Genomic DNA, 24,628 nt, shown 5'->3' with positions numbered 1-24,628 from the left:
CGGTCACGTGCACGGCATCACGTCCGGGACGCCGGCCGGGCCCGGACGTGCATCCGCTCGCCCTGCGGCCCGAACAGGCTGAGGAACTCCACCGGCCCCTCCCCCGTCGACCCGAACCAGTGCGGCACGCGCGTGTCGAACTCGGCCGCCTCCCCCGCCGTCAGCGCCACGTCGTGCTCGCCGAGGACCAGCCGCAGCCGGCCGGAGAGCACGTACAGCCACTCGTAGCCCTCGTGCGTGCGCGGCTCCGGCTCGAGCCTGCGCTGCGGCTCCAGCACCTTGAAGGCCTGCAGGCCGCCGGGCTGGCGGGTCAGCGGCCAGTGGGTGCGCCCGCCGCGGACGATCGGCTTGGACCGCACCCGCGGGTCCCCCACCGGCGGCGCGCCGACCAGTTCGTCCAGCGGCACCTGGTGGGCCTGCGCGATCGGCAGCAGCAGTTCGAGGCTGGGCCTGCGCAGGCCGGACTCCAGCCGGGACAGGGTGCTGACGGAGATGCCGGTGGCCTCGGACAGGGCGGCCAGCGTCACCTCCCGTTCCTTGCGGATGCGCCGCAGCCGCGGGCCCACTTCCGCCAGTACGTCGTCTGTGCTCATGTCCCCATTGCAGAATCGGCAAATACGTTTGTCAATGCGGCAGCCTCGGAGCGACCGTCGTTGCCATGAGCGAGAACACCGAGAGCAACAGGTACGACGTGGTCGTCGTCGGCGGTGGGCCCGCCGGGCTGTCCGCCGCGCTGGTCCTCGGCCGGGCCCGGCGCCGCACACTCGTCGTCGACGCGGGCGAGCCGCGCAACGCGCCGTCCGCGCACATGCAGGGCTATCTCTCCCGCGACGGCATGTCACCGGCCGAGTTCCTGGCCGTCGGGCGCGAGGAGATCGCCCGGTACGGCGTGGAGCTGGTCCGGGACCGGGTCGTGGACGCCGCACGGAACGGCGAAGACTTCACGGCGGATCTGGCCGGCGGGCGGTCGGTGCGGGCCCGGCAGCTGGTGATCGCCACGGGCCTGAAGGACGTGCTGCCGGACCTGCCGGGGCTGGCCGAGCGGTTCGGCCGGGACGTGATCCACTGCCCGTACTGCCACGGCTGGGAGGCCCGCGATCTGCCGACCGGCGTGCTCGCGGCCTCGCCGCTGAGCGTCCACCAGGCGCTCATGGTCACGCAGTGGTCCAAGGACGTGCGGCTCTTCCTGCACGAGGTCGGCGAATCGGAACTGACGGACGACGACCTGCGCCGGCTGGCCGCCGCCGGGGTCGCGGTCGTCCCGGGCAAGGTCGCGGAACTCGTCGTCACCGACGACCGGCTCACCGGGGTCCGGCTCGCTGGGGGTACCCCCTCTGGGGGAGGCACGGTCCACGACCGCGAGGTGCTGTACGCCGCCCCGCGCGCCGTACCGAACAACGAGCTGCTCCTGCGGCTGGGCGCCGAGCTGCGCGAGACCCCGTTCGGCGCGTACCCGGTGATCGACGAGCGCGGCCTGACGACCGTGCCGGGCCTCTGGGCCGCGGGCAACGCGAGCGGCTTCGCCGAGCAGGTGATCAACGCGGCGAGCCGGGGTTACCGGGCGGGGGCGGCGATCAACGGGGAGCTGCTGATGGCGGACCTGGACGCCGGGGTCCGGGTGTAGACCGTGCTCCCCCGGTGCACTCTGGGGGCATGCTGCTGTCCCGGCTCGCCCAGGTGTCACGAGACGTCGCCGCGACGGCGGCCCGGTCCCGCAAGACCGCGCTGCTCGCGGAGCTGTTCCGGGAGGCGGAGGCGGACGACGTGCCGATCGTCATCCCCTACCTGGCCGGGCGGCTGCCGCAGGGCCGGCTCGGCGTCGGCTGGAAGGTGCTGAGCCGCCCGGTGCCGCCGGCCGCCGAGCCCGCCCTCACGGTCCGCGAGGTCGACGCGCTGCTCACCGGGCTGGGCAAGGTGTCCGGACCGGGCTCGCAGGCCGAGCGGGTCCGGCTCGTCGGCGAGCTGATGGGCGCCGCCACGGAAGAGGAGCAGCGCTTTCTGCGGGGGCTGCTCACCGGCGAGGTACGGCAGGGCGCCCTGGACGCGGTCGCGGTGGAGGGCCTCGCCCAGGCGACCGGCGCCGACCCGGCCGCCGTACGCCGGGCGGTGATGCTCGCCGGGTCGCTGCAGACGGTCGCCCAGGCCCTGCTCGCGGAGGGACCCGGGGCGCTGGAGCGGTTCCGGCTCACCGTGGGCCGGCCGGTGCTGCCGATGCTGGCGCACAGCGCGTCCTCGGTCGCCGAGGCGGTGGAGAAGCTGGGCGCCTGCGCGGTGGAGGAGAAGCTGGACGGGATCCGGGTACAGGTCCACCGGGACGGCGACACGGTCCGCGTGCACACCCGCACCCTGGACGACATCACCGGCCGGCTGCCCGAAGTGATCGCCGCCGCAAGACAGTTGCGGGGCGAGCGGTTCATCCTGGACGGCGAGGTGATCTCCTTCGACGCGGCCGGGCGGCCGAGGTCCTTCCAGGAGACGGCGGGCCGGGTCGGCTCGCGGACGGACGTGGCGAGGGCCGCCGAGGAGACCCCGGTCTCCCCCGTCTTCTTCGACGTCCTCTCGGTCGACGGCACCGATCTGCTGGACCTGCCGTTCGCCGAGCGGCACGCCGAGCTGGCCCGGCTGGTGCCCGAGCCGATGCGGGTGCGGCGCACGGTCGCCTCCGGCCCGGCCGGCATCCCGGAGGCGGAGCGGTTCCTCGCCGAGACCCTGGCCCGCGGTCACGAGGGCGTGGTGGTCAAGGCGCTGGACGCGCCCTACAGCGCGGGCCGGCGCGGCGCCGCCTGGCTGAAGGTCAAGCCGGTGCACACCCTCGACCTGGTGGTGCTGGCCGCCGAGTGGGGCCACGGCCGGCGCACGGGCAGGCTGTCCAACCTCCACCTGGGCGCCCGCACCGCGGACGGCGGCTTCGCCATGCTCGGCAAGACCTTCAAGGGCATGACGGACGCGATGCTCGCCTGGCAGACCGAGCGGCTGCGGGAGCTGGCCGTCGAGGACGACGGCTGGGTGGTCCGGGTGCGCCCGGAACTCGTCGTGGAGATCGCCTACGACGGCCTGCAGCGTTCCCCGCGCTACCCGGCCGGCGTCACCCTGCGCTTCGCCAGGGTGGTCCGCTACCGCGAGGACAAGCGGCCCGAGGAGGCCGATACCGTGGAAGCCCTGCTGGCGGCCCACCCGGAGGTCACGCCGTGACGGTGCGTACGACGAAGCGCAGCGCGGGACTGCTGCTGTTCCGGCACACCGACGAGGGCCTTCAGGTGCTGCTCGGCCATATGGGTGGTCCGCTCTGGGCGAGGAAGGACGCCGGGGCGTGGACGGTCCCCAAGGGCGAGTACGACCCCGGCGAGCCCGCCTGGGAGGCCGCCCGGCGCGAGTTCCGGGAGGAGCTGGGGCTGGCGCCGCCCGACGGGGAGGCCGTACCGCTGGGCGAGGTCGCGCAGCGGAACGGCAAGATCGTCACGGCGTGGGCCGTCGAGGCGGACCCGGACCTGAGCGGCTTCCGCCCCGGCACCTTCACCCTGGAGTGGCCGCCGCGCTCCGGCCGGATGCGGGAGTTCCCGGAACTGGACCGCGTGGAGTGGCTCGGCCTGGAGCGGGCCCGCGAGCTGATCATCACAGCGCAGGCCGCGTTTCTCGACCGGCTGGCGGAGCACTCGGCCTGAAGGGATGCCACGCGTTGCGGACGGCCGTACCGCGCGCGAAGGTGAAGCAAGCCCGCTCCCAGGGAGGTCAGCCATGCCCATCGCGACGGTGAACCCGGCGAACGGCGAGACGCTCAAGACGTACGAGCCCATGGGCGAGGAGGAGCTGGAACGCCGGCTCCAGCTCGCCGAGGCCACGTTCCGCACCTACCGGACGACCACGTTCGCCGACCGTGCCCGGCTGATGAACAGGGCCGCCGAGCTGCTGGACGAGGACCGGCAGGAGATCGCGCGTGTCATGACCACGGAGATGGGCAAGCCGATCAGGCAGGCGCGGGCGGAGGCCGCGAAGTGCGCCAAGGCGATGCGCTGGTACGCCGAGCGCGCCGAGGGGCTGCTCGCCGACGAGGAGCCCGCCGAGGCCGACGTGCGCGACTCCGGCGCGTCCCGGGTCCGGGTGCGGTACCGGCCGCTCGGTCCCGTGCTCGCGGTGATGCCCTGGAACTTCCCGCTGTGGCAGGTGGTCCGGTTCGCCGCGCCGGCGCTCATGGCCGGCAACGTGGGCCTGCTCAAGCACGCCTCCAACGTGCCGCAGACGGCCCTGTACCTGGAGGACCTGTTCCACCGGGCGGGCTTCACGGAGGGCTGCTTCCAGACGCTGCTGATCGGCTCGGGCGCGGTGGACGACATCCTGCGCGACGAGCGGGTCAAGGCGGCGACGCTCACCGGCAGCGAGCCGGCGGGCCGGGCGGTGGCCTCCACCTGCGGCGAGATGATCAAGAAGACGGTGCTGGAGCTGGGCGGCAGCGACCCGTACGTGGTCATGCCCTCCGCGGACCTGGACCGGGCGGCCGAGGTCGCGGTCACCGCGCGTGTGCAGAACAACGGGCAGTCCTGCATCGCCGCCAAGCGGTTCATCGTGCACGGCGACGTCTACGACGCCTTCGCCGAGAAGTTCGTCGCCGGGATGAAGGCGCTCAAGGTCGGCGACCCGCTGGAGGAGGACACCGACGTCGGACCGCTGTCCAGCGAGCGGGGACGCGAGGACCTGGAGGAGCTGGTCGACGACGCGCGGCGCGGCGGGGCCGAGGTGCTGTGCGGCGGCCGGCGGCCGGACGGGCCGGGCTGGTACTACCCGCCGACCGTGCTCGCCGGGATCACGCGGGAGATGCGCATCCACCGGGAGGAGGCGTTCGGGCCGGTCGCCACGCTGTACCGGGCCGGCGATCTGGAGGAGGCGCTGCTCATCGCCAACGACTCGCCCTTCGGGCTGAGTTCCAACGTGTGGACGCGCGACGACGGCGAGGTGGAGCGGTTCACCCGCGATCTGGAGGCCGGGTCCGTGTACGTCAACGGGATGACCGCCTCCCATCCGGCGTTCCCGTTCGGCGGGGTCAAGCGGTCCGGGTACGGGCGTGAGCTGTCCGGGCACGGAATCCGCGAGTTCTGCAACATCACCACGGTTTGGCAGGGTGCGTGAGCGCTGCGCGGCTACCATCCCCTTTTGTGAACCGCGAAGTGACCCTGCCTCTGATCGTCGACGACCGCGGGACCCTGCAGGTGGCGGCGGCGGACGTGAGTAAGCTGCTGCGGACCGTGGGCGGTCGGTGGCTGCGGCTCGTCGAGGCCGGGGAGCAGGGTCTGGACGAGGACACGGTCGCCGCGCTGACCATCGAGCTGGCCAAGCTGGCCGACCGTATCGACGTGGCCTGCATCGCGCACAGCAGCGGGGCGCCCTAGCCCAACGACGTCCAGAACATCGCCTCGTACGCCTGCAGCAGGCTTCCGCAGGTGTGTGCGCCGTTTCCGGCCGGGTGCGCAGGGCCGTCGCGAAGCGGGCGCAGGTGCCGCCCCAGGCGGCGAGGTTCACGGTGAGGGGGACCGCCTCCGCCGGGGCGCGTTGAGGGCCGGCCAGGAGACGTAGGCGGGGCAGGCCTGGCAGCCCGCCCGGGGGACGTACGTGCGGCAGTCGTCCTCGCTCACGCCGCAGGCCCGGGCGCAGGCGGTCAGGTGCCGTGCCGCCAGGTCCTGCCGGTGGCGAGCGTGGTGAAGAACGCGGCGGACGCGGGATCGGAGCGCCCGGCCAGGTGGGCGAAGGAGCGGCGGTCGGCGGGGATCACCCACTGCTGTTCCAGGGCCAGACGGGCGAGGGCCTCGCGGGGGTCTCGCCGCGTTCCAGCCGGGGGACGAAGGGGTTGCCGCCCGGGTCGGGGATGAGTGCCCCGGTGGCCGCCACCAGCAGGTCCTGGCCGATGCCGTCATGGTGTTCTCCCTGCCGCGCACACGCCGGTTCCCACCCGGTCCTGATGCCCCGTCCCCGATCTGGAGTAGTTCGGCGCGAGATCGCCGCCGTACCGAGTGATCGTGGGTGGACACCCCCTGAGGTGAACGACCCTCTGACCGGCGGGCGCAGGCCTTCCGGAAGGCTGAAAGCAGGCACGGTTCATGGCGACTTTGTGCAGACCCTCGGTATCGGTTCCGGAACACGTGATCACGATGGAGGAGACGCTGGAGCTGGCGCGCTCCCGCCACGCGGACCACCCCCAACTGCCCCTCGCACTGCGGCTCATAGAGAACACGGGTGTCAAGACCCGGCACATCGTGCAGCCCATCGAGGAGACCCTGAAGCACCCGGGCTTCGAGGAACGCAACAAGCTCTACGAGGCCGAGGCCAAGGCGCGGGTCCCCGCGGTGATCCAGCGTGCCCTCGACGACGCGGAACTCCTCACCACCGACATCGACATGATCATCTACGTCTCGTGCACGGGCTTCATGATGCCCTCGCTCACGGCGTGGCTGATCAACGAGATGGACTTCGACCCCACCACCAGGCAACTTCCCGTAGCCCAGCTGGGCTGTGCGGCAGGCGGCGCGGCGATCAACCGCGCGCACGACTTCTGCACGTCCTACCCCGAGGCCAACGCGCTCATCGTGGCCTGCGAGTTCTGCTCGCTGTGCTACCAGCCCACCGACCTCGGCGTCGGCTCGCTGCTCTCCAACGGCCTGTTCGGCGACGGCATAGCCTCCGCCGTGGTCCGCGGCAGGGGCGGCACCGGCATCGAGCTCGAGCGCAACGGCTCGTACCTGATCCCCAAGACCGAGGACTGGATCAGTTACGACGTCCGGGCGACGGGCTTCCACTTCCTGCTCGACAAGCGGGTGCCCACCACCATGGAGCCGCTGGCCCCGGCCCTGCAGGACCTCGCCGGGACGCACGGCTGGGACGCCTCCGAACTGGACTTCTACATCGTCCACGCCGGCGGGCCCCGCATCCTCGACGACCTGAGCAAGTTCCTGCACGTCGACCCGCACGCGTTCCGGTTCAGCCGGTCGACCCTCACCGAGTACGGCAACATCGCCTCCGGCGTCGTGCTGGACGCGCTGCGCCGGATGTTCGACGAGGGCGGCGCCGAGCACGGGGCGCGCGGGCTCCTCGCCGGGTTCGGACCCGGCATCACCGCGGAAATGGCGCTGGGCCGCTGGCGCACCGACCGAGAGACGGCGTGAGTACGGCATGACCGAAGAGACGCTCACCGAGACCCTGCCCCCCATCCGGCACTGGCCGGCGCTCGACCTGAGCGGGACGGACTTCGACCCGGTGCTCAGAGAGCTGATGGAGGAGGGACCGGTCACCCGCATCCAGCTGCCCAACGGCGAGGGCTGGGCGTGGCTGGTGACCCGGTACGACGACGTGCGGATGGTGACCAACGACCCGCGGTTCAGCCGGGAGGCGGTGATGGCGAAGCCGGTCACCCGGCTGGCCCCGCACTTCATCCCGGATCCCGGCGCGGTCGGCTTCCTCGACCCGCCCGACCACACCCGGCTGCGCCGCTCGGTGGCGGCCGCGTTCACCGCGAAGGGTGTGGAGCGGGTGCGCGAGAAGGCGCGCGTCATGCTCGACGAGCTGGTCGACGAACTCCTGCAGGACGGCCCGCCCGCCGATCTCACAAGTGCGGTGCTCAGCCCGTTCCCGATCGCGGTGATCTGCGAGATCATGGGCGTCCCGGCCGCCGACCGGCACACCATGCACACCTGGACCCAGCTCATCCTGTCCTCCTCGAACGGCAAGGAGGTCAGCGAGAAGGCCAAGCGGGAGATGGCCGCGTACTTCTCGGACCTGATCGGCCTGCGCGAGAACAGCACGGGCGAGGACGTCGCCTCCCTGCTCGGCGCCGCGGTGGGCCGGGGCGAGGTGACGCTCGACGAGGCCGTCGGGCTGGCCGGCCTGCTGCAGATCGGCGGCGAGGCGGTCACCAACAACAGCGGGCAGATGTTCTATCTGCTGCTCACCCGCCCCGACCTGGTGGAGCGGCTGCGCGCGGAGCCGGAGATCCGCCCGCGGGCGATCGACGAGCTGCTGCGCTACATCCCGCACCGCAACGCGGTCGGCCTGTCCCGGATCGCGCTGGAGGACGTGGAGATCCGGGGCCACCGGATCCGCGCCGGCGACCCGGTGTACGTGTCGTACCTGGCCGCCAACCGCGACCCGGACGTCTTCGCCGACCCGGAGACGATCGACTTCTCCCGCAGCCCGAACCCGCACGTGTCGTTCGGTTTCGGCCCCCACTACTGCCCCGGCGGCCAGCTGGCCCGGCTGGAGCAGGAGCTGCTCGTGGACACCCTGCTGGACCGGATCCCCGGACTGCGGCTGTCCGTGCCGCCGGAGCGGGTGCCCTTCAGGAAGGGTGCGCTGATCCGGGGTCCCGAGGCGCTTCCGGTGACCTGGTGAGCAGCCCATGACCTGGACCGAGGGACTGTACGTACCGCCGGGCCACGGCCGTGTCGTGGAGACGCCGGCCCAGCGGGTGACGTTCAAGGTCACCGGCACGCATTCGCGGATGGCCTCCACCTTCGAGGTGGAGGTCCCGCCGGGCTTCGACGTGGGCGCCCATCTGCACACGCGCAGCGAGGAGCTGTTCTACGTCCTGGAGGGCGAACTGGACGTCCTCGCCTTCGAGCCGCGCATCCGCACCCCCGACAACTGGCGGAACTGGGAGTCGCCCTCGGGCAGCCGGGTGGTGCGGGCCACTCCGGGCACGGTGATCGTCGTCCCTCCAGGGTGCCCGCACGCGTTCGCGAATCCGACGGACACGCCCGCGAAGATGTTCTTCCAGGCGAGTCCGCCACCGGATCACGAACGCTACTTCGAGGAGCTGCTGGAGATCCTCGGCAACGGCGGCCCGCCCGACCAGGAGGCGATCGAGGCGCTGCGGGCCAAGTACGACATCGAACAGCTGACGCCGCTCAGGCACCGTTAAACCCTGTCGCCAAGGGCGGACGGCGGGAGTCCGACGGCGGGACCTAGCGGATCGGCATCCCCGAGAGGGTGCGGGCGATGACCAGGCGCTGGATCTCGCTCGTGCCCTCGAAGATCGTGTAGATCGCGCTGTCCCGGTGCATGCGCTCGACGGGGTACTCCCGGGTGTAGCCGTTGCCGCCGAGGATCTGGATCGCCTGGGCGGTGACCTTCTTGGCCGTCTCACTGGCGAACAGCTTCGACATGGAGCCCTCGGCCGCGGTGAACGGCTTGCCGTTGACCGCCATCCAGGACGCCCGCCACACCAGCAGCCGGGCGGCGTCGATCTGGGTGCGCATGTCGGCCAGCTGGAAGGCTACGCCCTGGTTGTCGATGATCGGGCGCCCGAACTGCTCGCGGGTCTTCGCGTAGTCGAGGGCGACCTCGTACGCGGCCCGGGCGGTGCCGACCGCCATCGCGCCCACGGCCGGGCGGGACGCCTCGAAGGTGGCCATCGCGGCGTTCTTCACCCTCTCGCCGCCCTTCGCGGCCTTCTCGCGGGCCCGGGCGAGCCGCTCGTCCAGTTTCTCCTTGCCGCCGAGCAGGCAGGAGCCGGGGACGCGCACGTTGTCGAGGATGACCTCGGCGGTGTGCGAGGCGCGGATGCCGTGCTTCTTGAACTTCTGGCCCTGGGCCAGGCCCGGCGTGCCGGGCGGGACGATGAAGGAGGCGTGGCCCTTGGAGCCCAGCTCGGGGTCGACGCTGGCGACGACGACGTGGACGTTGGCGATGCCGCCGTTGGTGGCCCAGGTCTTCGTGCCGTTGATCACCCACTCGTCCTTGGCCTCGTCGTACACGGCACGCGTGCGCATGGAGGCGACGTCGGAGCCGGCGTCGGGCTCGGAGGAGCAGAAGGCGGCGACCTTGACGTCGTCGACGTCGCCGTACATCTGCGGGATCCAGGTGCCGATCTGCTCCTCGGTGCCGTTGGCGAGGACGCCGACCGCGGCGAGGCCGGTACCGACGATGGACAGGGCGATGCCGGCGTCGCCCCAGAACAGCTCCTCCATGGCCATCGGGATGCCGAGGCCGGTGGGGTCGAAGTACTGCTGCGCGTAGAAGTCCAGGGAGTAGATGCCGACCTTCGCGGCCTCCTGGATGACCGGCCAGGGGGTCTCCTCGCGCTCGTCCCACTCGGCGGCCGCGGGGCGGATCACGTCGGCGGCGAAGCCATGGAGCCAGTCCCGGACTTCCTTCTGCTCGTCGTTCAGCTCCATGGTGAACTCGGCCATGTCCCCTCCAGCGGCGGATCCGATGTTACTAGCGGTAACGCGAGTCTGTTACTGACCGGTAGGAAAAGTCAACCGGTGACGACCTCGGCATCCCGTTCGATGTCAGGGGCGTGGTCAGTGTTAGTTTGCGCAGGCGTCACCGAATCAGCATGGGTGGGGAGAGCACATGGACACCACACAGCGGACCGACCAGCAGCGGTCCGCCGACCGCCGACGGCGCGAGCTGCTGGAGGCCGCCGACCGGGTGGTGCTCCGCGACGGTCCGCAGGCCTCGATGAACGCCATCGCCGCGGAGGCCGGCATCACCAAGCCGATCCTCTACCGCCACTTCGGCGACAAGGGCGGCCTGTACGCCGCGCTGGCCAAGCGGCACACCGACGCACTGCTCGACTCGCTGCGGGCGGCGCTGGACGCCCCGGCGGACCGGCGGGAGCGGGTGGAGTCCACGCTGGACACCTATCTCGCCGCGATCGAGGCACGTCCCCAGGTGTACCGGTTCCTGATGCATCCGGCGGAGGGCAGCGGGAGCGGGGACCAGGGCTTCGACGTCGGCAAGCACTCGGCGCCGCTGCTGCGGCGCATGGGCGAGGAGCTGGCCCAGGTCATCGAGGAGCGGGTGGATCTCGGCCCGGAGAGCCAGCAGCTGGCCCGGGTGTGGGGCCACGGGATCGTCGGGATGATGCACGCCGCGGGTGACTGGTGGCTCGGCGAACGGCCGTGCTCGCGGGCCGAGTTGGTGCGCTCCCTCGCCGATCTGCTGTGGGGGCGGCTCGCGGCCGCGGGCGACAGGATGGGAGGCCCGGGGTTCTGAGGGTGGTCCGCCGGGTGCGGCGCCGCCCTCACCGGCGCCATGCAGCCCGCTCGATCTGCCGGGCCAGTCTGCGCTTGCGCCGGCCCGTCAGGCGGTCCGCGTACACCCGGCCCTCCACGTGGTCCCACTCGTGCTGCAGACACCGTGCGAAGAACCCCGTGCCCTCGATCACGACCGGCTCCCCCGTCACCGTGAAACCCTCGACCACCGCACGGTCGTAGCGCTCGGTGCCCGCCTCCAGGCCCGGCAGGGACAGGCAGCCCTCGGGTCCCCGGACGACCACGCCGCCGGCCTCCACGAGACGGGGGTTCACCACATGCCCGAGATGCCGGACGTCCTCGTCGTCCGGGCAGTCGTACACGAACACCCGCAGCGGCACTCCCACCTGATTCGCCGCCAGGCCGACCCCCTGCGCCGCGTACATCGTGGCGAACAGGTCCTCCACGAGGGCCGCCAGCTCGGGCCCGAATCCGGTGACTTCCCGGCATTGTTCGCGCAAAGCCGCGTCGCCGAGCAGGGTGAGGGGCCGGACGCGCCCGTGGGCGCCCTGAATGGAACGGTGTCGCATGGCGGCAAGGGTACGGTTCGTATCGCCCATGTCCGCCGCTCAAGGCGTGGGCCGGGATTCGGGTGTGGATTCGGATCTCGATAGGCTGAGGCCACACCACGCTGCCGGATGGCCCCAGGCGCGGCGCGTACGCAAGGAGGATCGAGAACTGATGGCAGGCAACTCGGACCCGCTCACGCCGCGGGCCAAGCTGGCCGTGACCGCGGGCAAGGCGGTCGCTGCGGCATCGCGCGCCGCGGGACGCGGCAGCGGGTCGGTGATCGGTGGCCGGGTCGCGCTGAAACTCGACCCCGACCTCCTCGCCCGGCTCGCGCAGAACCTGGACGTCGTCCTGGTGTCCGCCACCAACGGCAAGACCACCACCACCCGGCTGATCGCCGAGGCGCTGCGCGCCGCGGGCCCGGTGGTGTCGAACGCGCTGGGCGCCAACATGCCGGCCGGCATCACCTCCGCGCTCGCGGGCGGCTCGGACGCGAAGTTCGGTGTCATCGAGGTCGACGAGAAGTACCTGGCCGGGGTGGCCCGGGACACCGACCCCAAGTGCATCGCCCTGCTCAACCTCTCCCGCGACCAGCTCGACCGCGCCGCCGAGACCCGGATGCTCGCCGAGAACTGGCGCGAGGGTCTCGCCGGGTCGAAGGCCGTCATCGTCGCCAACTGCGACGACCCGCTGGTGGTGTGGGCCGCCTCCTCGTCGCCGAACGTGGTCTGGGTCGCGGCCGGGCAGATGTGGAAGGACGACGCCTGGTCCTGCCCGTCCTGCGGCGGCGTGATGCAGCGCCCCGGCGACGACTGGTTCTGCGGCGAGTGCGGGTTCCGGCGGCCGACGCCGACCTGGGCGCTGTCCGGCGACCACGTCCTCGACCCGCACGGCTCGGCCTGGCCCATCCATCTGCAGCTGCCGGGCCGCGCCAACAAGGCGAACGCCGCCTCCTCCGCGGCCGTCGCCGCCGTCTTCGGGGTGCCGCCGCAGGTCGCCCTGGAGCGGATGTACCAGGTGCAGGCGGTCGCCGGACGGTACGACGTCGTGCAGTTCCAGAACCGCGACCTCAGGCTGCTACTGGCGAAGAACCCGGCCGGCTGGCTGGAGACCTTCTCGCTGATCGACCCGCCGCCGGCCCCGGTGATCCTGTCCGTGAACGCGCGCGGTGCCGACGGCACCGACACCTCCTGGCTGTGGGACGTCGACTACACCCGGCTGACCGGCCACCCGATCTTCGTCATCGGCGACCGGAAGCTGGACCTCGCCGTGCGTCTGGAGGTCGCGAACCAGCACTTCCAGGTCTGCGACAACCTCGACCAGGCCGTGCAGATGTGCCCGCCGGGCCGGATCGAGGTCATCGCGAACTACACCGCGTTCCAGGACCTGCGCCGCCGCGTCGGCAACTGATCTTCTGATCCTCGAAGGGCGATCACCTCATGAGCGACAACCAACTGCGGCTGGTGTGGATCTACCCGGACCTGCTGAGCACCTACGGCGACCAGGGCAACGCGCTCGTCGTGGAACGGCGGGCGCGGCAGCGCGGCCTGGACGTGGCCCGGCTCGACGTGCGCAGCGACCAGCCGATCCCGACCTCCGGCGACATCTACCTGATCGGCGGCGGCGAGGACCGGCCGCAGCGGCTCGCGGCCGAGCGGCTGCGCCGGGACGGCCATCTGCACCGGGCGGTGGAGAACGGCGCGATCGTCTTCTCCGTCTGCGCCGGCTACCAGATCCTCGGCCACGAGTTCATCAACGACCTCGGCCAGCGCGAGCCGGGCCTCGGCCTGCTCGACGTGGTGTCCGTGCGCGGCGAGGGCGAGCGGTGCGTCGGCGACGTGCTGGCCGACATCGACCCGCAGCTCGGGCTGCCCCAGCTGACCGGCTTCGAGAACCACCAGGGCGTCACCCACCTCGGCCCGACCGCCCGCCCCTTCGCCCGGGTGCAGATCGGCAAGGGCAACGGCACCGGGGACGGCACGGAGGGCGCGTACAACGGGACCGTGTTCGGCACGTACATGCACGGCCCGGTCCTCGCCCGCAACCCGCAGATCGCCGATCTGCTGCTGAAGCTGGCGCTCGACGTCAACGCGCTGCCGCCGATCGACGACCGCTGGTACGAGGCGCTCCGCAACGAGCGGATCGCCGCAGCTCAGCAGCCCGCGTAAGCGCCGCTTCAGCACCGTCTCAGCGCCGTCTCAGCGCACTTCGGCAGGGTTGTGGCGGGCCCGCCTGACAGACCGTCCGCTCACATGTGCGGGCGCGTCCAGCAGGCGGACGCCCGCTACGGAGCCACCCCCTCACGCCGGTAGGGTGACCGGGAATCCGCCGGACAGCGTGGTCCGGCCCTCCCGGCCCACGTTGAGAAGGTAATTCGGGCTATGCGCATTGGTGTCCTCACCTCCGGCGGCGACTGCCCCGGCCTGAACGCCGTCATCCGGTCCGTCGTGCACCGTGCCGTCGCCGACCACGGCGACGAGGTCATCGGTTTCCGGGACGGCTGGAAGGGCCTCCTGGAGTGCGACTATCTCAAGCTCGACCTCGACGCCGTCGGCGGCATCCTGGCCCGCGGCGGCACCATCCTCGGCTCCTCCCGGGTGCGCCCGGAACATCTGCGGGACGGCGTGGAGCGGGCCAAGGGCCATGTCGCGGAACTGGGCCTCGACGCGATCATCCCGATCGGCGGCGAGGGCACGCTGAAGGCTGCCCGGCTGCTGTCGGACAACGGGCTGCCGATCGTGGGCGTGCCCAAGACCATCGACAACGACATCGCCGTCACGGACGTCACCTTCGGCTTCGACACCGCGGTGACCGTGGCGACGGAGGCTCTGGACCGGCTGAAGACCACCGCCGAGTCGCACCAGCGGGTGCTGATCGTGGAGGTCATGGGCCGGCACACCGGCTGGATCGCGCTGCACTCCGGCATGGCGGCCGGCGCCCACGCCGTCGTCGTCCCGGAACGGCCCTTCGACATCGACGAGTTGACGCGGAAGGTCGGCGAGCGGTTCGCGGCGGGCAAGCGGTTCGCGATCGTCGTCGCGGCCGAGGGCGCCAAGCCGAAGCCCGGCACGATGGACTTCGACGAGGGCGGCAAGGACATCTACGGCCACGAGCGCTTCGCCGGCATCGCCCGGCAGCTGTCGGTCGAGCTGGAGCAGCGGCTCGGCAAGGAGGCCCGGCCGGTGATCCTCGGGCATGTGCAGCGCGGCGGCACGCCGACGGCGTACGACCGGGTGCTCGCCACGCGGTTCGGCTGGCACGCGGTGGAGGCCGTGCACCGCGGCGAGTTCGGCCGGATGACCGCCCTGCGCGGCACCGACATCGTGATGGTGTCGCTGGCCGAGGCCGTGGAGACCCTGAAGACCGTGCCCGTGGAGCGGTACGACGAGGCCGAGTGCGTCCTGTAGTCCCCTCCGGTTCACCCCTGGCCCACCTCTGAACAAGCCGCCCCCGGTCACGGCCGTGACCGGGGGCGGTTCTACTCTTGGGGCGGACAACTCGTACAACCCCCACGAATCAGGAGCCGCCGGATGGACCACAGCGGGCACGGCATGATGACGGATCTGCCGCCGTTCACGCCGGCGCGGGGGCTGGCCTGGTCGGCGGATCCGTTCTTCCTCGTGGCGTGCCTGGCCGGGCTCGCCCTGTACGGCTGGGGCGTGGTGCGGCTGCGGCGGCGCGGGGACGCGTGGTCCGCCTGGCGCACGGTGGCGTTCGCCGTGGGCGTGCTGACCGTGGGGCTGGTGATGTGCACCCGGCTGAACGACTACGGCATGGTGATGTTCAGCGTGCACATGGTCCAGCACATGATCATCAGCATGCTGTCGCCGATCCTGGTCCTGCTCGGCGCCCCGGTCACGCTGGCGCTGCGCGCGCTGCCGACCGCCGGCCGCGGCCGCACGGGCCCCCGGGAGCTGCTGCTGGCGCTGCTGCACAGCCGGTACATGCGGATCGTCACGCACCCGGCGTTCACGATCCCGATGTTCATCGCGAGCCTGTACGTGCTGTACTTCACCCCGCTGTTCGACTTCCTGATGGGGTCGAAAACCGGGCACATCGCGATGATGGTGCACTTCTTCGCCGTGGGCGTGGTGTTCTTCTGGCCGATCATGGGCGTCGACCCCGGCCCGCACCGGCCGGGCTACGTGATGCGGATGCTGGAGCTGTTCGCGGGCATGCCGTTCCACGCGTTCTTCGGCATCGCGCTGATGATGGCGAGCGCGCCGATGGTGGACACCTTCACGCATCCGCCGGCCTCGCTCGGCATCGACGCGCTGTCCGACCAGAACGCGGCCGGCGGCATCGCGTGGGCGTTCAGCGAGATCCCGTCCGTGCTGGTGCTGATCGCGCTGCTGTTCCAGTGGTACGGCTCCGAGCAGCGGCAGGCCAGGCGCAAGGACCGGGCCGCGGACCGGGACGGCGACAAGGAGCTGGAGGCCTACAACGCCTACCTGGCCTCCCTGAACGCCCGCGAGGGCTGAGCCGGAGGCCGAAGGGTTGCGGCGGAGCCGTGCCCTCCGGGCGGAAACCGGGGCACCATGGTCATGGACAGACCATGAGGAGGGTGCCGTGATGCCCGGTTCCACGAACGGTTCCACCAAGGCGATGGGGGCCCTCACGGTCGGCGGGCTCGTCGTCGTGACCGCCTACACGGTCGCGCTCGGCAGCAACGGCTGGCTGTGGTTCGGATGGGTCGTCCTGGGACTGCTGACGCTCGCCATGGTCGTCACCCAGTCCTGAGACCGCTGTGGCGGGCTGACTACAGTGCCCGCATGAACAGCAGGACGCCCTCGTTCGACGAGCTCGACCGCAGGATCATCACGGCGCTGATGGCGAACGCCCGGACCAGCTTCGCCGAGATCGGCGCGGGGATCGGGCTGTCCGCGACCGCGGTCAAACGGCGCGTGGACCGGCTGCGGGAGACCGGGGTGATCACCGGGTTCACGGCGACGGTCAAGCCCTCGGCGCTCGGCTGGCGCACGGAGGCGTACGTCGAGGTGTACTGCGAGGGCGCGGCCCCGCCCCGCCGCCTCGCGGAGGTCGTGCGCAACCATCCGGAGATCACGGCGGCCATGACCGTGACCGGCGGCGCGGACGCCCTGCTGCACGTGCGAGCGCGGGACGTGGAGCACTTCGAGGAGGTGCTGGAGCGGATCCGGGTCGAGCCGTTCATCCGGAAGACGATCAGCGTGATGGTGCTGTCCCATCTCCTCCCGGAAAGCCCGGAAGCGGGGGCGACCCACGCCGCACCGGAGTGACCTGGAGCATGCGCAGCAACGCTGCGCGCACCCCTCGAAGAACGCAGCGATGCTGCGCATCTGCGCAGCTTTTCTCGCTTGTCGGGCCTGCCCCTGGGTTCCTACCGTGGTGAGCACCCCAGTGACACCCCGCAAGCGGAGGAAACCCTCTGTGTCCGAAAGCCGTGTTCAGCGTCCTCGGCGCTTTCTCGTCTGCGAACCCAGACACTTCGCCGTGCAGTACGCGATCAATCCCTGGATGAACCCCGACCGGCCCGTCGACGTCGATCTCGCCCAGGAGCAGTGGCGCGCGCTGATCAGCGCCTACCGCGCCCATGGGCACACCGTCGAGTCGGTCGAACCGGTGCCCGGCCTGCCCGACATGGTCTTCGCGGCCAACGCGGCGTTCACGGTCGGCGGCCGGGTCTTCGGCTCGCTGTTCCACGCGCCGGAGCGGCGCCCGGAGTCGCTGCACTACGACACCTGGTTCAAGACGGCGGGCTACGACGTGTACCGCCCGGAGTCGGTGAGCGAGGGCGAGGGCGACCTGGTGTGGACGGGCCGGTACGTGCTCGCCGGCACCGGGTTCCGCACCAGCCGCGCGGCGCACCGGGAGGCGCAGGAGTTCCTGGGCCACCCGGTGATCGGCCTGACCCTGGTGGACCCGTACTTCTACCACCTGGACACGGCGCTGTTCGTCCTCGACGACGACAACATCTGCTACTACCCCGAGGCGTTCTCGCCCGGCAGCCGCGAGGTGCTGCGCCGCCTGTACCCGGAGGCGGTGCTCGCCACCCGCGAGGACGCGATGGCGTTCGGCCTGAACTCCGTCTCCGACGGCCGTAACGTCTTCATCGCCCCCCAGGCCGAGGCGCTCGCCGAACGCCTCGCCGGCCACGGTTACACCCCCGTCCCCGTCGACCTGTCCGAGTTCCACAAGGCCGGCGGCGGCATCAAGTGCTGCACCCAGGAGATCCGTACATGACCGCACCCGCGCGCACCCGCACCTCCGACGACCTGATCCGCGCCGAGGAGCCGGTCCTCGCGCACAACTACCACCCGCTCCCGGTGGTGGTGGCACGCGCGGAGGGCACCTGGGTGGAGGACGTCGAGGGCCGCCGCTACCTCGACATGCTCGCCGGGTACTCGGCCCTGAACTTCGGCCACCGGCACCCCGCGCTGATCGAGGCCGCCCACCGCCAGCTCGACCAGCTGACGCTGACCTCCCGGGCCTTCCACAACGACCGGCTGGCCCTGTTCGCCGAGCGGCTCGCGGGGCTGACCGGCCTCGACATGGTGCTGCCGATGAACACCGGCGCGGAGGCGGTGGAGAGCGGCATCAAGGTGGCCCGCAAGTGGGCGTACGACGTCAAGGGCGTCCCCGCCGACCGGGCGACGATCGTGGTCGCCGCGGAGAACTTCCACGGCCGTACGACGACCATCGTCAGCTTCTCCACCGACGAGACGGCCCGCACGGGCTTCGGGCCGTTCACGCCCGGGTTCAGGATCGTGCCGTACGACGACCTGGCCGCGCTGGAGGAGGCCGTCGACGACACGACGGCGGCCGTGCTGATCGAGCCCATCCAGGGCGAGGCGGGCGTGATCATCCCGAGCGAGGGCTATCTCGCCGGGGTGCGGGAGCTGACCCGCCGCAAGGGCTGTCTGTTCGTCGCGGACGAGATCCAGTCGGGCCTCGGCCGCACGGGCCGCACCTTCGCCGTCGAGCACGAGGACGTCGTCCCGGACGTGCTGCTGCTGGGCAAGGCGCTCGGCGGCGGGATCGTGCCGGTGTCGGCGGTGGTGGCCCGGCGCGAGGTGCTGGGTGTGCTGCACCCCGGCGAGCACGGCTCGACCTTCGGCGGCAACCCGCTCGCGGCCGCGGTCGGCACGGCCGTGGTCGAGCTGCTGCAGACCGGCGAGTTCCAGCGGCGCGCCGCCGAGCTGGGCGTGGTCCTGCGGGACGGGCTGACCGAGCTGGTCGGCAAGGGCGTGGTCGGCTTCCGCTCGCGCGGCCTGTGGGCCGGCGTCGACGTCGACCCGGCGATCGGCACCGGCCGCGAGATCAGCGAGCGGCTGATGCGGGAGGGGGTCCTGGTGAAGGACACCCACGGTTCCACGATCCGGCTGGCGCCCCCGCTGACCATCACGGCGGACGAGCTGCGCTCCGCGCTGGCTGCGCTGGAGAAGGTCCTCGTCTCGTGACGCGGGGAGCGTGACGCCAGGGGTGTGACGCCCGAAGGAACGGGTTCGTGACCCAGGGGGGTGGCCGCAGGCCGCCCCCCGGCCCGTTTGCGTCTCCGGCCCGATGCCCGAAGGGTGAAGATTGAGCCACGAGGGGGTAGACCACTCTCAGCTACAGAGAGGCCGGCCGTGAGCACTGACGAGGACCAGGACGCCGCCCGGCGGCGGTTCGACGTCGCCGACGCCGCCCCTCTTCTGCTCGACGCCCAGGGTGTGGTGACGAGCTGGACGCGGGGCGCCCAGCATCTGCTGGGATACCCCGCCGCCGAAGTGGTGGGCACCAAGGCGACCGGTCTGCTGTCCGCCGACGACGCCGCGCGGGCGCCCGAGCTGGCCGAGCGGTGCCGCAGGGACGGGGGCTGGGCGGGGCTGCTGACCGCCCGGCGCAGGGACGGGCAGCCGGTCCCGGTGATGGTGCGGATCACCCCGGCGAGGGAAGCCGGCGGCGCCGCGCAGTGGCTGGTTCTCGTCTCCGACGCGGAAGGGGCGCGCGGCTGGGACATGAGCCGTGCGGTGCTGGAGCAGATGGTGGCCGGCTCCCCTATCGGTATCGCGATCGTGGACACCGATCTGCGCTGCGTGTGGTCGAACGTGGCCCTGGAGCGGTACGGCGGGGGTTCCCCGCGCGAGCGGCTGGGACGCAGGATGGCCGAGATCCAGCCGGGCATCGACACCGCGGGCATCGAGGCGCAGATGCGGCGCGTGCTGCGCACCGGCGAGCCGGTGGTGGGGTACGAGCACGTGGGCCAGGTGCGGTCCGCACCGCACCGGGAGACGGCGCACATGATGTCGTTCACCCGCCTCGACGACGACCGGGGCCGGCCGATGGGCGTGTACTACACGGTGGTCGACATCACCGACAGGCACCGCGCCCGGCAGCGGCTGGCCCTGCTGGACCGGGCCGGTGAGCAGATCGGCCGCAGCCTGGACATCGTGCGGACCGCGCAGGAACTGGCCGACGTCGCCGTGCAGGACTTCGCCGACTTCGTCAGCGTGGACCTGCTGGACTCCGTACTGCGGGGCGCGGAGCCCGAGTCGCTGGACGCGTCGGACCAGGTGGTGCCGTTGCGGCGGGCCGGGCACCAGTCGGTGAACCCCGGGGTCCCGGAGGCCGTGGTCGAGATCGGCGGGGTGTCCACCTATCGCGCCGGGTCGCCTCCGATCCGCAGTCTGACCACGGGCCGGCCCTGGCGTGCCGAACGGCTCGACCCGCGGGCCAGGGCCTGGGCGACGGACATCCCCGGCGGCAAGGGGGCGACCTTCGGGGACCTGGGTCTGCACAGCGCGATGATCGTGCCCGTCCGCGCCCGGGGCGTCACCATGGGCGTCACCAGCTTCTACCGGCGCCACCGCGAGGAGCCCTTCGACGCCGACGACCTGAGTCTCGCCGAGGACCTGGTGTCCCGGGCGGCGGTCTGCGTGGACAACGCCCGGCGCTACACCCGCGAGCGGGACGCGGCGCTCGTCCTGCAGCGCAGTCTGCTGCCGCGCCGGCTGCCCGAGCAGGACGCGGTGCAGGTGGCCGCCTGCTACCGGCCGGCCGACGAACTGACCGGCCTGGGCGGCGACTGGTACGACCTGATCCCGCTGTCCGGCGCCCGGGTGGCGCTGGTGGTGGGCGAGGTGCCGGGGCACGGGATCGACGCCGTGGCGGCCATGGGGCGGCTGCGCACCGCCGTGCACACGCTCGCGGCGCTCGATCTGTCGCCCGAGGAGGTGCTCGCCCACCTCGACGACCTGGTGGGGCGGATGGCCCGGGAGGAGGGCGTGGGGCCCGAGGGCTCCTCGGCGGCCGGCATCCAGGCGGTGGGGTCCGGGTGCGTGTACGTCGTCTACGACCCGGTCGACGGGCGGTGCACGATGGCGACGGCGGGGAATCCCGCGCCCGCCGTCGTCCTGCCCGGCGGCACCGCCGGCCTCGTCGACCTGCCGCTGGGTCCGCCGCTCGGCGCGGGCGGTCCGCCGTACGAGGCGGTCGAGATGGTGCTGGCCGAGGGCAGCGAGCTGGCCCTGTACACCGACGGGCTGCTCGTCCACGGGGACGGCGCCGACGCCGCGAACCGCGAACGGCTGCGCGTCGCGCTGGAGCAGCCCGCCGCCACGCTCGACCTGTGCTGCCGGGCCGTGGTCGACGCGCTGGTCCCGAACCGGCCCCACGACGACGCGGCCCTCCTGATGGCCCGCACCAGGCTGCTGGGCGCCGACCAGGTCGCGGACTGGGAACTGTCCTCCGACCCGTCCGTGGTCGCCGACGCCCGCAAGCTGGCCGCCCGGCAGCTGACCGAATGGGGGCTGGAGGATCTGGCGTTCACCACCGAGCTGGTCGTGAGCGAGCTGGTCACCAACGCCATCCGGCACGCGGAGACCCCGCTCCGGCTCCGGCTGATCCGGGGCCGGACGCTGACCTGCGAGGTCTCGGACGGCAGCGCCACCGCACCCCATCTGCGCCATCCGCGCGCCACCGACGAGGGCGGCCGCGGACTGCTGCTGGTCTCCCAGTTCTCCGAGCGCTGGGGCACCCGCTTCGTCCCCGGCGGCAAGGTCATCTGGGCCGAGCAGTCCCTCACGGAGCCTCGGGCCTGACCCGACGGGTCAGGGGCAGCAGCGCGGCCGAGACGAACCAGCTGGTCGCCAAGGAGCCCTTCGACTCGAGATCCCGGTGTCCCCCGGCTCGGCCGTGCCCGACTTCCAACTCGAGGTCGGCGCGCGGGGCAAGGTCGTGGTCGTCACCGGCGCGGTGCGCGGCCGGGGCGCGGCCCTCGCCCGGGAGGACGCTCTTGTCGTCGCCACCGACGTGACCGAGGCGCCCGGCAGCCGCCGGCTCGACGTGGGCAGCGAGCGGGAGTGGGCCGAACTCGCCGCCGGGCTGCGGGAGTCAGCATCCGCGAGACCCCCCTCGGGCGTACCGGGACCGTCGAGGAGGTGGCCTCGCTGGTCGTCTTCCTCCTGTCGGACGAGTCCTTCATCACCGGCGCCGAGACCCCGTCGACGGCGGGCTGACCGCGCACGGCGGCGTCAAGTCCGTGTCGGACGCGGTGCCTTCGCCGGCCTCGTGCGACGTCGTGCGGGCGGCCCGCTCCCTTCGAAGCCCATGCCTCGCCGCCGGGACGCGCACGGCCGGCGGGATCAGCATGACGGTGAGCGAACATGGCTACAGATGAGGACAGGTGCACATCGGCCGATCGCCCGCCACCGGCGAACCGACCTGCCAAGCCGCCGGGTCCGAGGGGAGCCGGTGAAGTGAGGAGCGAGCCGTGTTCTACTACCTGCTCAAGTACGTGCTGCTGGGCCCCGTGCTGAGACTGGTCTTCCGGCCCCGGATCGAGGGCCTGGAGAACGTGCCGGCCACCGGTCCCGCGATCGTCGCCGGGAACCACCTCTCCTTCTCCGACCACTTCCTGATGCCGGCGGTGCTGGGGCGCCGGATCACCTTCCTCGCCAAGGCGGAGTACTTCACCGGCCCGGGGCTCAAGGGCCGGCTCACCGCGTTCTTCTTCCGCAGCGCGGGGCAGATCCCGGTGGACCGCTCGGGCAAGGAGGCGGGCCAGGCCGCGATCCGGGAGGGCCTGAAGGTGCTGGCCCGGGGCGAGCTGCTCGGGATCTATCCGGAGGGCACCCGTTCGCACGACGGCAGGCTGTACAAGGGCAAGGTCGGTGTGGCCGTGATGGCGCTGCGGGCCGGCGTGCCGGTGGTGCCGTGCGCGATGATCGGCACCTTCGAGGCCCAGCCGCCCGGGAAGGTGGTGCCGAACATCCACCCGGTCACCATCCGCTTCGGCAAGCCGCTCGACTTCTCGCGCTATGCCGGGATGGAAGGGGAGAAGGCGATCCTGCGGGCGGTCACGGACGAGATCATGTACGCCATCCTGGCCCTGTCCGAGCAGGAGTACGTCGATGAGTACGCGGCCGTCGTCAAGGAGCGGCAGGCTGCGGAGAACGGCGTCAAGGAGCGCCGGTTCCCCAGGGCGCCGCTCAGCTGAGCACACGGCACGAGGGGCGGCCGGAGTGTCCGGCCGCCCCCCGTCACCGCGGGAACACGGTTGTCACGGCTTGGGCGTGGCGTGCGGGGTGCAGGTCACGTCCGCGCCGTCCAGCCTGCCGTCGATCAGGTAGGCGTCGACGCGCTGGTTGATGCAGGGGTTGACCAGGCCCGTCACACCGTGGGAGCCCGCGTCCTTCTCGGTGATCAGACGGGAGCCCTGGAACCGCTTGTGCAGTTCGACGGCGCCCTCGTACGGGGTGGCGGCGTCCCGGGTGGACTGCACGATCAGCACCTGCGGCAGGCCCTTGCCGGTCCTGACCTCGACCGGGTTCTGCTGTTTGACCGGCCAGGTGGCGCACGGCAGGTTCATCCAGGCGTTCGCCCAGGTCATGAACGGGTACTGCGCGTTGAGCCGGGTGTTGTCCCGGTCCCAGGTCTTCCAGCTGGTGGGCCACTTGGCGTCGGTGCACTCGACGGCCGTGTAGACGGCGTTGCCGTTCTCGGCGGAGGTGTTGCCCGCCGTGTCGGACATGTCGGGGGCGGCGGCGTCGACCAGTGCCTGGGTGTCACCGGCGACGTACTTGCTGAACACCGTGGCGACGGGCACCCAGGAGGAGTCGTAGTAGGGCGCGCTCTGGAAGAAGGAGATCAGCTCGGCCGGGCCGACGACTCCGCCGATGGGGTTCTTCTTGGCGGTGGCGCGCAGCTGGAGCCACTTGGCCTGGACGGCGTCGCGGGTGGTGCCGAGGTGGAAGGCGGCGTCGTTCTCGGCGACCCAGTCCTCCCAGTCCTTCCAGCGGCCCTCGAAGGCGACGTCCTGGTTCAGGTTGGCCTGGTACCAGATGTTGTCGCGGTCCGGGTTGACCACGCTGTCCACGATCATGCGGCGCAGGTGGCCCGGGAAGAGGGTGCCGTAGACCGCGCCGAGGTAGGTGCCGTAGGAGACGCCCAGGTAGTTGAGCTTCTTCTCGCCCAGGGCGGCACGGATGACATCCAGGTCCCGGGCCGTGTTCGGCGTGGTCATCTGCTGGAGCATGGCGCGCCCGGTGCGCTCCAGGCAGCCGTCGGCGTACTCGTGGGCCAGCTTGCGCTGCGCGAGCTTGTCCGCCTCGGTGTCCGGCACCGGGTCCATCTTCGGCGCCTTCACGAACTCCTGCGGGTCCTCGCAGGAGATGGGCGCGGAGTGGCCGACGCCGCGCGGGTCGAAGCCCACGAAGTCGTAGGCCTTGGCGGCGTTCGCCCAGACGGGGTTCTTGTTGATGACGCGCGTCGGGAAGCGCAGCCCGGAGCCGCCGGGGCCGCCGGGGTTGTAGACGAGCGCGCCCTGACGCTCCTCCTTGGTCCCCGTGTTGCCGATACGGTCGACGGCGAGCTTGATCTGCTTGCCGTACGGGTGGGCGTAGTCGACGGGCACGCTGACCCAGCCGCACTGGATGGGCTTGGCCAGCCCCCAGTCGGCCGGGCAGTCCTGCCAGTCGATGCCGGCCTTGGCGGCGCGGGCGGCGGCTACATCGGCGCCCTTGGCCTCCCGGTCCGCCGCCGGCCGGCCGGCGGCGGTGGCCGCGGGCGCCGAGACGGCACCGGCGACCAGGGTGGCGGTGACGAGTGCTCCGGCCGAACCGAGCGCCATCAGGCGGCTC

Annotated in this window: 23 protein-coding genes and 1 pseudogene; 20 read left to right on the top strand and 4 right to left on the bottom strand. The window is 71.9% G+C overall.

Translation table 11 applies throughout. The features are described from left to right. Window positions 1-17: 17 nt before the first annotated feature. Window positions 18-593 carry a helix-turn-helix domain-containing protein gene (locus OG956_RS31575; RefSeq protein ID WP_330341413.1) on the bottom strand — a complete coding sequence of 192 codons (576 nt, stop codon included), beginning with the start codon at window positions 591-593 and terminating at the stop codon, window positions 18-20. Window positions 594-658: 65 nt separating this feature from the next. Between OG956_RS31575 and OG956_RS31570 the strand changes: the two genes are divergently transcribed. From OG956_RS31570 to OG956_RS31535, 8 genes are all read left to right on the top strand, one after another. Continuing rightward, complete coding sequence (locus tag OG956_RS31570) at window positions 659-1,624, top strand: NAD(P)/FAD-dependent oxidoreductase (protein ID WP_330341412.1); 966 nt, start codon at window positions 659-661, stop codon at window positions 1,622-1,624. A gap of 29 nt (window positions 1,625-1,653) precedes the next feature. Next, window positions 1,654-3,192 carry an ATP-dependent DNA ligase gene (locus OG956_RS31565; RefSeq protein ID WP_330341411.1) on the top strand — a complete coding sequence of 513 codons (1,539 nt, stop codon included), beginning with the start codon at window positions 1,654-1,656 and terminating at the stop codon, window positions 3,190-3,192. Next, the gene (locus OG956_RS31560) at window positions 3,189-3,662 is read left to right on the top strand and encodes an NUDIX domain-containing protein (protein WP_330341410.1); all 474 of its coding nucleotides are present in this window, start codon (window positions 3,189-3,191) and stop codon (window positions 3,660-3,662) included. The genes OG956_RS31565 and OG956_RS31560 overlap by 4 nt, the downstream gene beginning before the upstream one ends. Before the next feature lie 73 nt (window positions 3,663-3,735). Further along, window positions 3,736-5,121 carry an NADP-dependent succinic semialdehyde dehydrogenase gene (locus OG956_RS31555; protein WP_330341409.1) on the top strand — a complete coding sequence of 462 codons (1,386 nt, stop codon included), beginning with the start codon at window positions 3,736-3,738 and terminating at the stop codon, window positions 5,119-5,121. A 26-nt stretch (window positions 5,122-5,147) separates the two neighbouring features. Then, on the top strand, window positions 5,148-5,381 hold the full coding sequence (locus OG956_RS31550) for a DUF6213 family protein (RefSeq protein ID WP_079048970.1): 234 nt from the start codon (window positions 5,148-5,150) through the stop codon (window positions 5,379-5,381). A 705-nt stretch (window positions 5,382-6,086) separates the two neighbouring features. Then, a complete protein-coding gene (locus OG956_RS31545) occupies window positions 6,087-7,148 on the top strand; it encodes a type III polyketide synthase (protein WP_330341408.1) in 1,062 nt (353 codons plus the stop codon). Window positions 7,149-7,155: 7 nt separating this feature from the next. After that, window positions 7,156-8,370 (top strand): cytochrome P450, encoded by a 1,215-nt coding sequence (locus OG956_RS31540; protein ID WP_330341407.1) that lies wholly within the window; start codon window positions 7,156-7,158, stop codon window positions 8,368-8,370. Between the two features lie 7 nt (window positions 8,371-8,377). Beyond that, window positions 8,378-8,899, top strand: a complete 522-nt coding sequence (locus OG956_RS31535; protein WP_330341406.1) for a cupin domain-containing protein — start codon at window positions 8,378-8,380, stop codon at window positions 8,897-8,899. 43 nt (window positions 8,900-8,942) lie between these two features. Here the strand turns inward: OG956_RS31535 and OG956_RS31530 are convergent, their stop codons facing one another. After that, window positions 8,943-10,169: an acyl-CoA dehydrogenase family protein gene (locus OG956_RS31530; protein ID WP_330341405.1), complete on the bottom strand. Its 1,227-nt coding sequence runs from the start codon at window positions 10,167-10,169 to the stop codon at window positions 8,943-8,945. Between the two features lie 166 nt (window positions 10,170-10,335). Between OG956_RS31530 and OG956_RS31525 the strand changes: the two genes are divergently transcribed. Continuing rightward, a complete protein-coding gene (locus OG956_RS31525; RefSeq protein ID WP_330341404.1) occupies window positions 10,336-10,980 on the top strand; it encodes a TetR family transcriptional regulator in 645 nt (214 codons plus the stop codon). Window positions 10,981-11,008: 28 nt separating this feature from the next. Here the strand turns inward: OG956_RS31525 and def are convergent, their stop codons facing one another. Next, window positions 11,009-11,548 (bottom strand): peptide deformylase, encoded by a 540-nt coding sequence (def, locus tag OG956_RS31520; protein WP_330341403.1) that lies wholly within the window; start codon window positions 11,546-11,548, stop codon window positions 11,009-11,011. A gap of 151 nt (window positions 11,549-11,699) precedes the next feature. On the opposite strand from def, the gene OG956_RS31515 reads away from it, so the two are divergent. The 11 genes and pseudogenes from OG956_RS31515 (at window position 11,700) to OG956_RS31465 (ending at window position 22,986) form a co-directional block, all read left to right on the top strand. Next, complete coding sequence (locus tag OG956_RS31515; RefSeq protein WP_330341402.1) at window positions 11,700-12,938, top strand: MurT ligase domain-containing protein; 1,239 nt, start codon at window positions 11,700-11,702, stop codon at window positions 12,936-12,938. A gap of 29 nt (window positions 12,939-12,967) precedes the next feature. Beyond that, on the top strand, window positions 12,968-13,696 hold the full coding sequence (locus OG956_RS31510; protein WP_103815672.1) for a type 1 glutamine amidotransferase: 729 nt from the start codon (window positions 12,968-12,970) through the stop codon (window positions 13,694-13,696). 213 nt (window positions 13,697-13,909) lie between these two features. Next, window positions 13,910-14,935 carry a 6-phosphofructokinase gene (locus OG956_RS31505; protein ID WP_330341401.1) on the top strand — a complete coding sequence of 342 codons (1,026 nt, stop codon included), beginning with the start codon at window positions 13,910-13,912 and terminating at the stop codon, window positions 14,933-14,935. A 123-nt stretch (window positions 14,936-15,058) separates the two neighbouring features. Further along, window positions 15,059-16,009 (top strand): cytochrome c oxidase assembly protein, encoded by a 951-nt coding sequence (locus OG956_RS31500; protein WP_330341400.1) that lies wholly within the window; start codon window positions 15,059-15,061, stop codon window positions 16,007-16,009. Between the two features lie 91 nt (window positions 16,010-16,100). Next, window positions 16,101-16,268, top strand: a complete 168-nt coding sequence (locus OG956_RS31495; protein WP_107093214.1) for a hypothetical protein — start codon at window positions 16,101-16,103, stop codon at window positions 16,266-16,268. 32 nt (window positions 16,269-16,300) lie between these two features. Further along, window positions 16,301-16,786 carry an Lrp/AsnC family transcriptional regulator gene (locus tag OG956_RS31490; protein WP_330341399.1) on the top strand — a complete coding sequence of 162 codons (486 nt, stop codon included), beginning with the start codon at window positions 16,301-16,303 and terminating at the stop codon, window positions 16,784-16,786. A 151-nt stretch (window positions 16,787-16,937) separates the two neighbouring features. Further along, window positions 16,938-17,750 carry a dimethylargininase gene (gene ddaH / locus OG956_RS31485; RefSeq protein WP_330341398.1) on the top strand — a complete coding sequence of 271 codons (813 nt, stop codon included), beginning with the start codon at window positions 16,938-16,940 and terminating at the stop codon, window positions 17,748-17,750. Continuing rightward, the gene (gene rocD / locus OG956_RS31480; protein WP_330341397.1) at window positions 17,747-18,967 is read left to right on the top strand and encodes an ornithine--oxo-acid transaminase; all 1,221 of its coding nucleotides are present in this window, start codon (window positions 17,747-17,749) and stop codon (window positions 18,965-18,967) included. The genes ddaH and rocD overlap by 4 nt, the downstream gene beginning before the upstream one ends. 168 nt (window positions 18,968-19,135) lie before the next feature. Further along, entirely contained in the window at window positions 19,136-21,589 is a 2,454-nt protein-coding gene (locus OG956_RS31475; RefSeq protein ID WP_330341396.1) for a SpoIIE family protein phosphatase, read from the top strand. A 94-nt stretch (window positions 21,590-21,683) separates the two neighbouring features. Next, a pseudogene (locus tag OG956_RS31470) lies at window positions 21,684-22,167 on the top strand (SDR family oxidoreductase). 93 nt (window positions 22,168-22,260) lie between these two features. Beyond that, the gene (locus OG956_RS31465) at window positions 22,261-22,986 is read left to right on the top strand and encodes a lysophospholipid acyltransferase family protein (protein ID WP_330341395.1); all 726 of its coding nucleotides are present in this window, start codon (window positions 22,261-22,263) and stop codon (window positions 22,984-22,986) included. A gap of 63 nt (window positions 22,987-23,049) precedes the next feature. Here the strand turns inward: OG956_RS31465 and OG956_RS31460 are convergent, their stop codons facing one another. Beyond that, window positions 23,050-24,618, bottom strand: a complete 1,569-nt coding sequence (locus OG956_RS31460) for an alpha/beta hydrolase (RefSeq protein WP_330342993.1) — start codon at window positions 24,616-24,618, stop codon at window positions 23,050-23,052. Window positions 24,619-24,628: the final 10 nt, after the last annotated feature.

The organism is Streptomyces sp. NBC_00557, assembly GCF_036345995.1.
Taxonomy (GTDB): Bacteria; Actinomycetota; Actinomycetes; order Streptomycetales; family Streptomycetaceae; genus Streptomyces.
This window is presented reverse-complemented; position numbering and strand designations above follow the sequence as displayed.

What these genes read in the sequence shown, in the direction of transcription:
- OG956_RS31460 (WP_330342993.1), bottom strand. Translation starts at nt 24,618, where the DNA reads ATGGCGCTCGGTTCGGCCGGAGCACTCGTCACCGCCACCCTGGTCGCC.
- OG956_RS31505 (WP_330341401.1), top strand. Translation starts at nt 13,910, where the DNA reads ATGCGCATTGGTGTCCTCACCTCCGGCGGCGACTGCCCCGGCCTGAAC.
- OG956_RS31565 (WP_330341411.1), top strand. Translation starts at nt 1,654, where the DNA reads ATGCTGCTGTCCCGGCTCGCCCAGGTGTCACGAGACGTCGCCGCGACG.
- OG956_RS31535 (WP_330341406.1), top strand. Translation starts at nt 8,378, where the DNA reads ATGACCTGGACCGAGGGACTGTACGTACCGCCGGGCCACGGCCGTGTC.
- OG956_RS31545 (WP_330341408.1), top strand. Translation starts at nt 6,087, where the DNA reads ATGGCGACTTTGTGCAGACCCTCGGTATCGGTTCCGGAACACGTGATC.
- OG956_RS31540 (WP_330341407.1), top strand. Translation starts at nt 7,156, where the DNA reads ATGACCGAAGAGACGCTCACCGAGACCCTGCCCCCCATCCGGCACTGG.
- OG956_RS31570 (WP_330341412.1), top strand. Translation starts at nt 659, where the DNA reads ATGAGCGAGAACACCGAGAGCAACAGGTACGACGTGGTCGTCGTCGGC.
- OG956_RS31575 (WP_330341413.1), bottom strand. Translation starts at nt 593, where the DNA reads ATGAGCACAGACGACGTACTGGCGGAAGTGGGCCCGCGGCTGCGGCGC.
- OG956_RS31525 (WP_330341404.1), top strand. Translation starts at nt 10,336, where the DNA reads ATGGACACCACACAGCGGACCGACCAGCAGCGGTCCGCCGACCGCCGA.
- OG956_RS31555 (WP_330341409.1), top strand. Translation starts at nt 3,736, where the DNA reads ATGCCCATCGCGACGGTGAACCCGGCGAACGGCGAGACGCTCAAGACG.
- OG956_RS31500 (WP_330341400.1), top strand. Translation starts at nt 15,059, where the DNA reads ATGGACCACAGCGGGCACGGCATGATGACGGATCTGCCGCCGTTCACG.
- OG956_RS31515 (WP_330341402.1), top strand. Translation starts at nt 11,700, where the DNA reads ATGGCAGGCAACTCGGACCCGCTCACGCCGCGGGCCAAGCTGGCCGTG.
- def (WP_330341403.1), bottom strand. Translation starts at nt 11,548, where the DNA reads ATGCGACACCGTTCCATTCAGGGCGCCCACGGGCGCGTCCGGCCCCTC.
- OG956_RS31510 (WP_103815672.1), top strand. Translation starts at nt 12,968, where the DNA reads ATGAGCGACAACCAACTGCGGCTGGTGTGGATCTACCCGGACCTGCTG.
- OG956_RS31495 (WP_107093214.1), top strand. Translation starts at nt 16,101, where the DNA reads ATGCCCGGTTCCACGAACGGTTCCACCAAGGCGATGGGGGCCCTCACG.
- OG956_RS31530 (WP_330341405.1), bottom strand. Translation starts at nt 10,169, where the DNA reads ATGGCCGAGTTCACCATGGAGCTGAACGACGAGCAGAAGGAAGTCCGG.
- rocD (WP_330341397.1), top strand. Translation starts at nt 17,747, where the DNA reads ATGACCGCACCCGCGCGCACCCGCACCTCCGACGACCTGATCCGCGCC.
- OG956_RS31490 (WP_330341399.1), top strand. Translation starts at nt 16,301, where the DNA reads ATGAACAGCAGGACGCCCTCGTTCGACGAGCTCGACCGCAGGATCATC.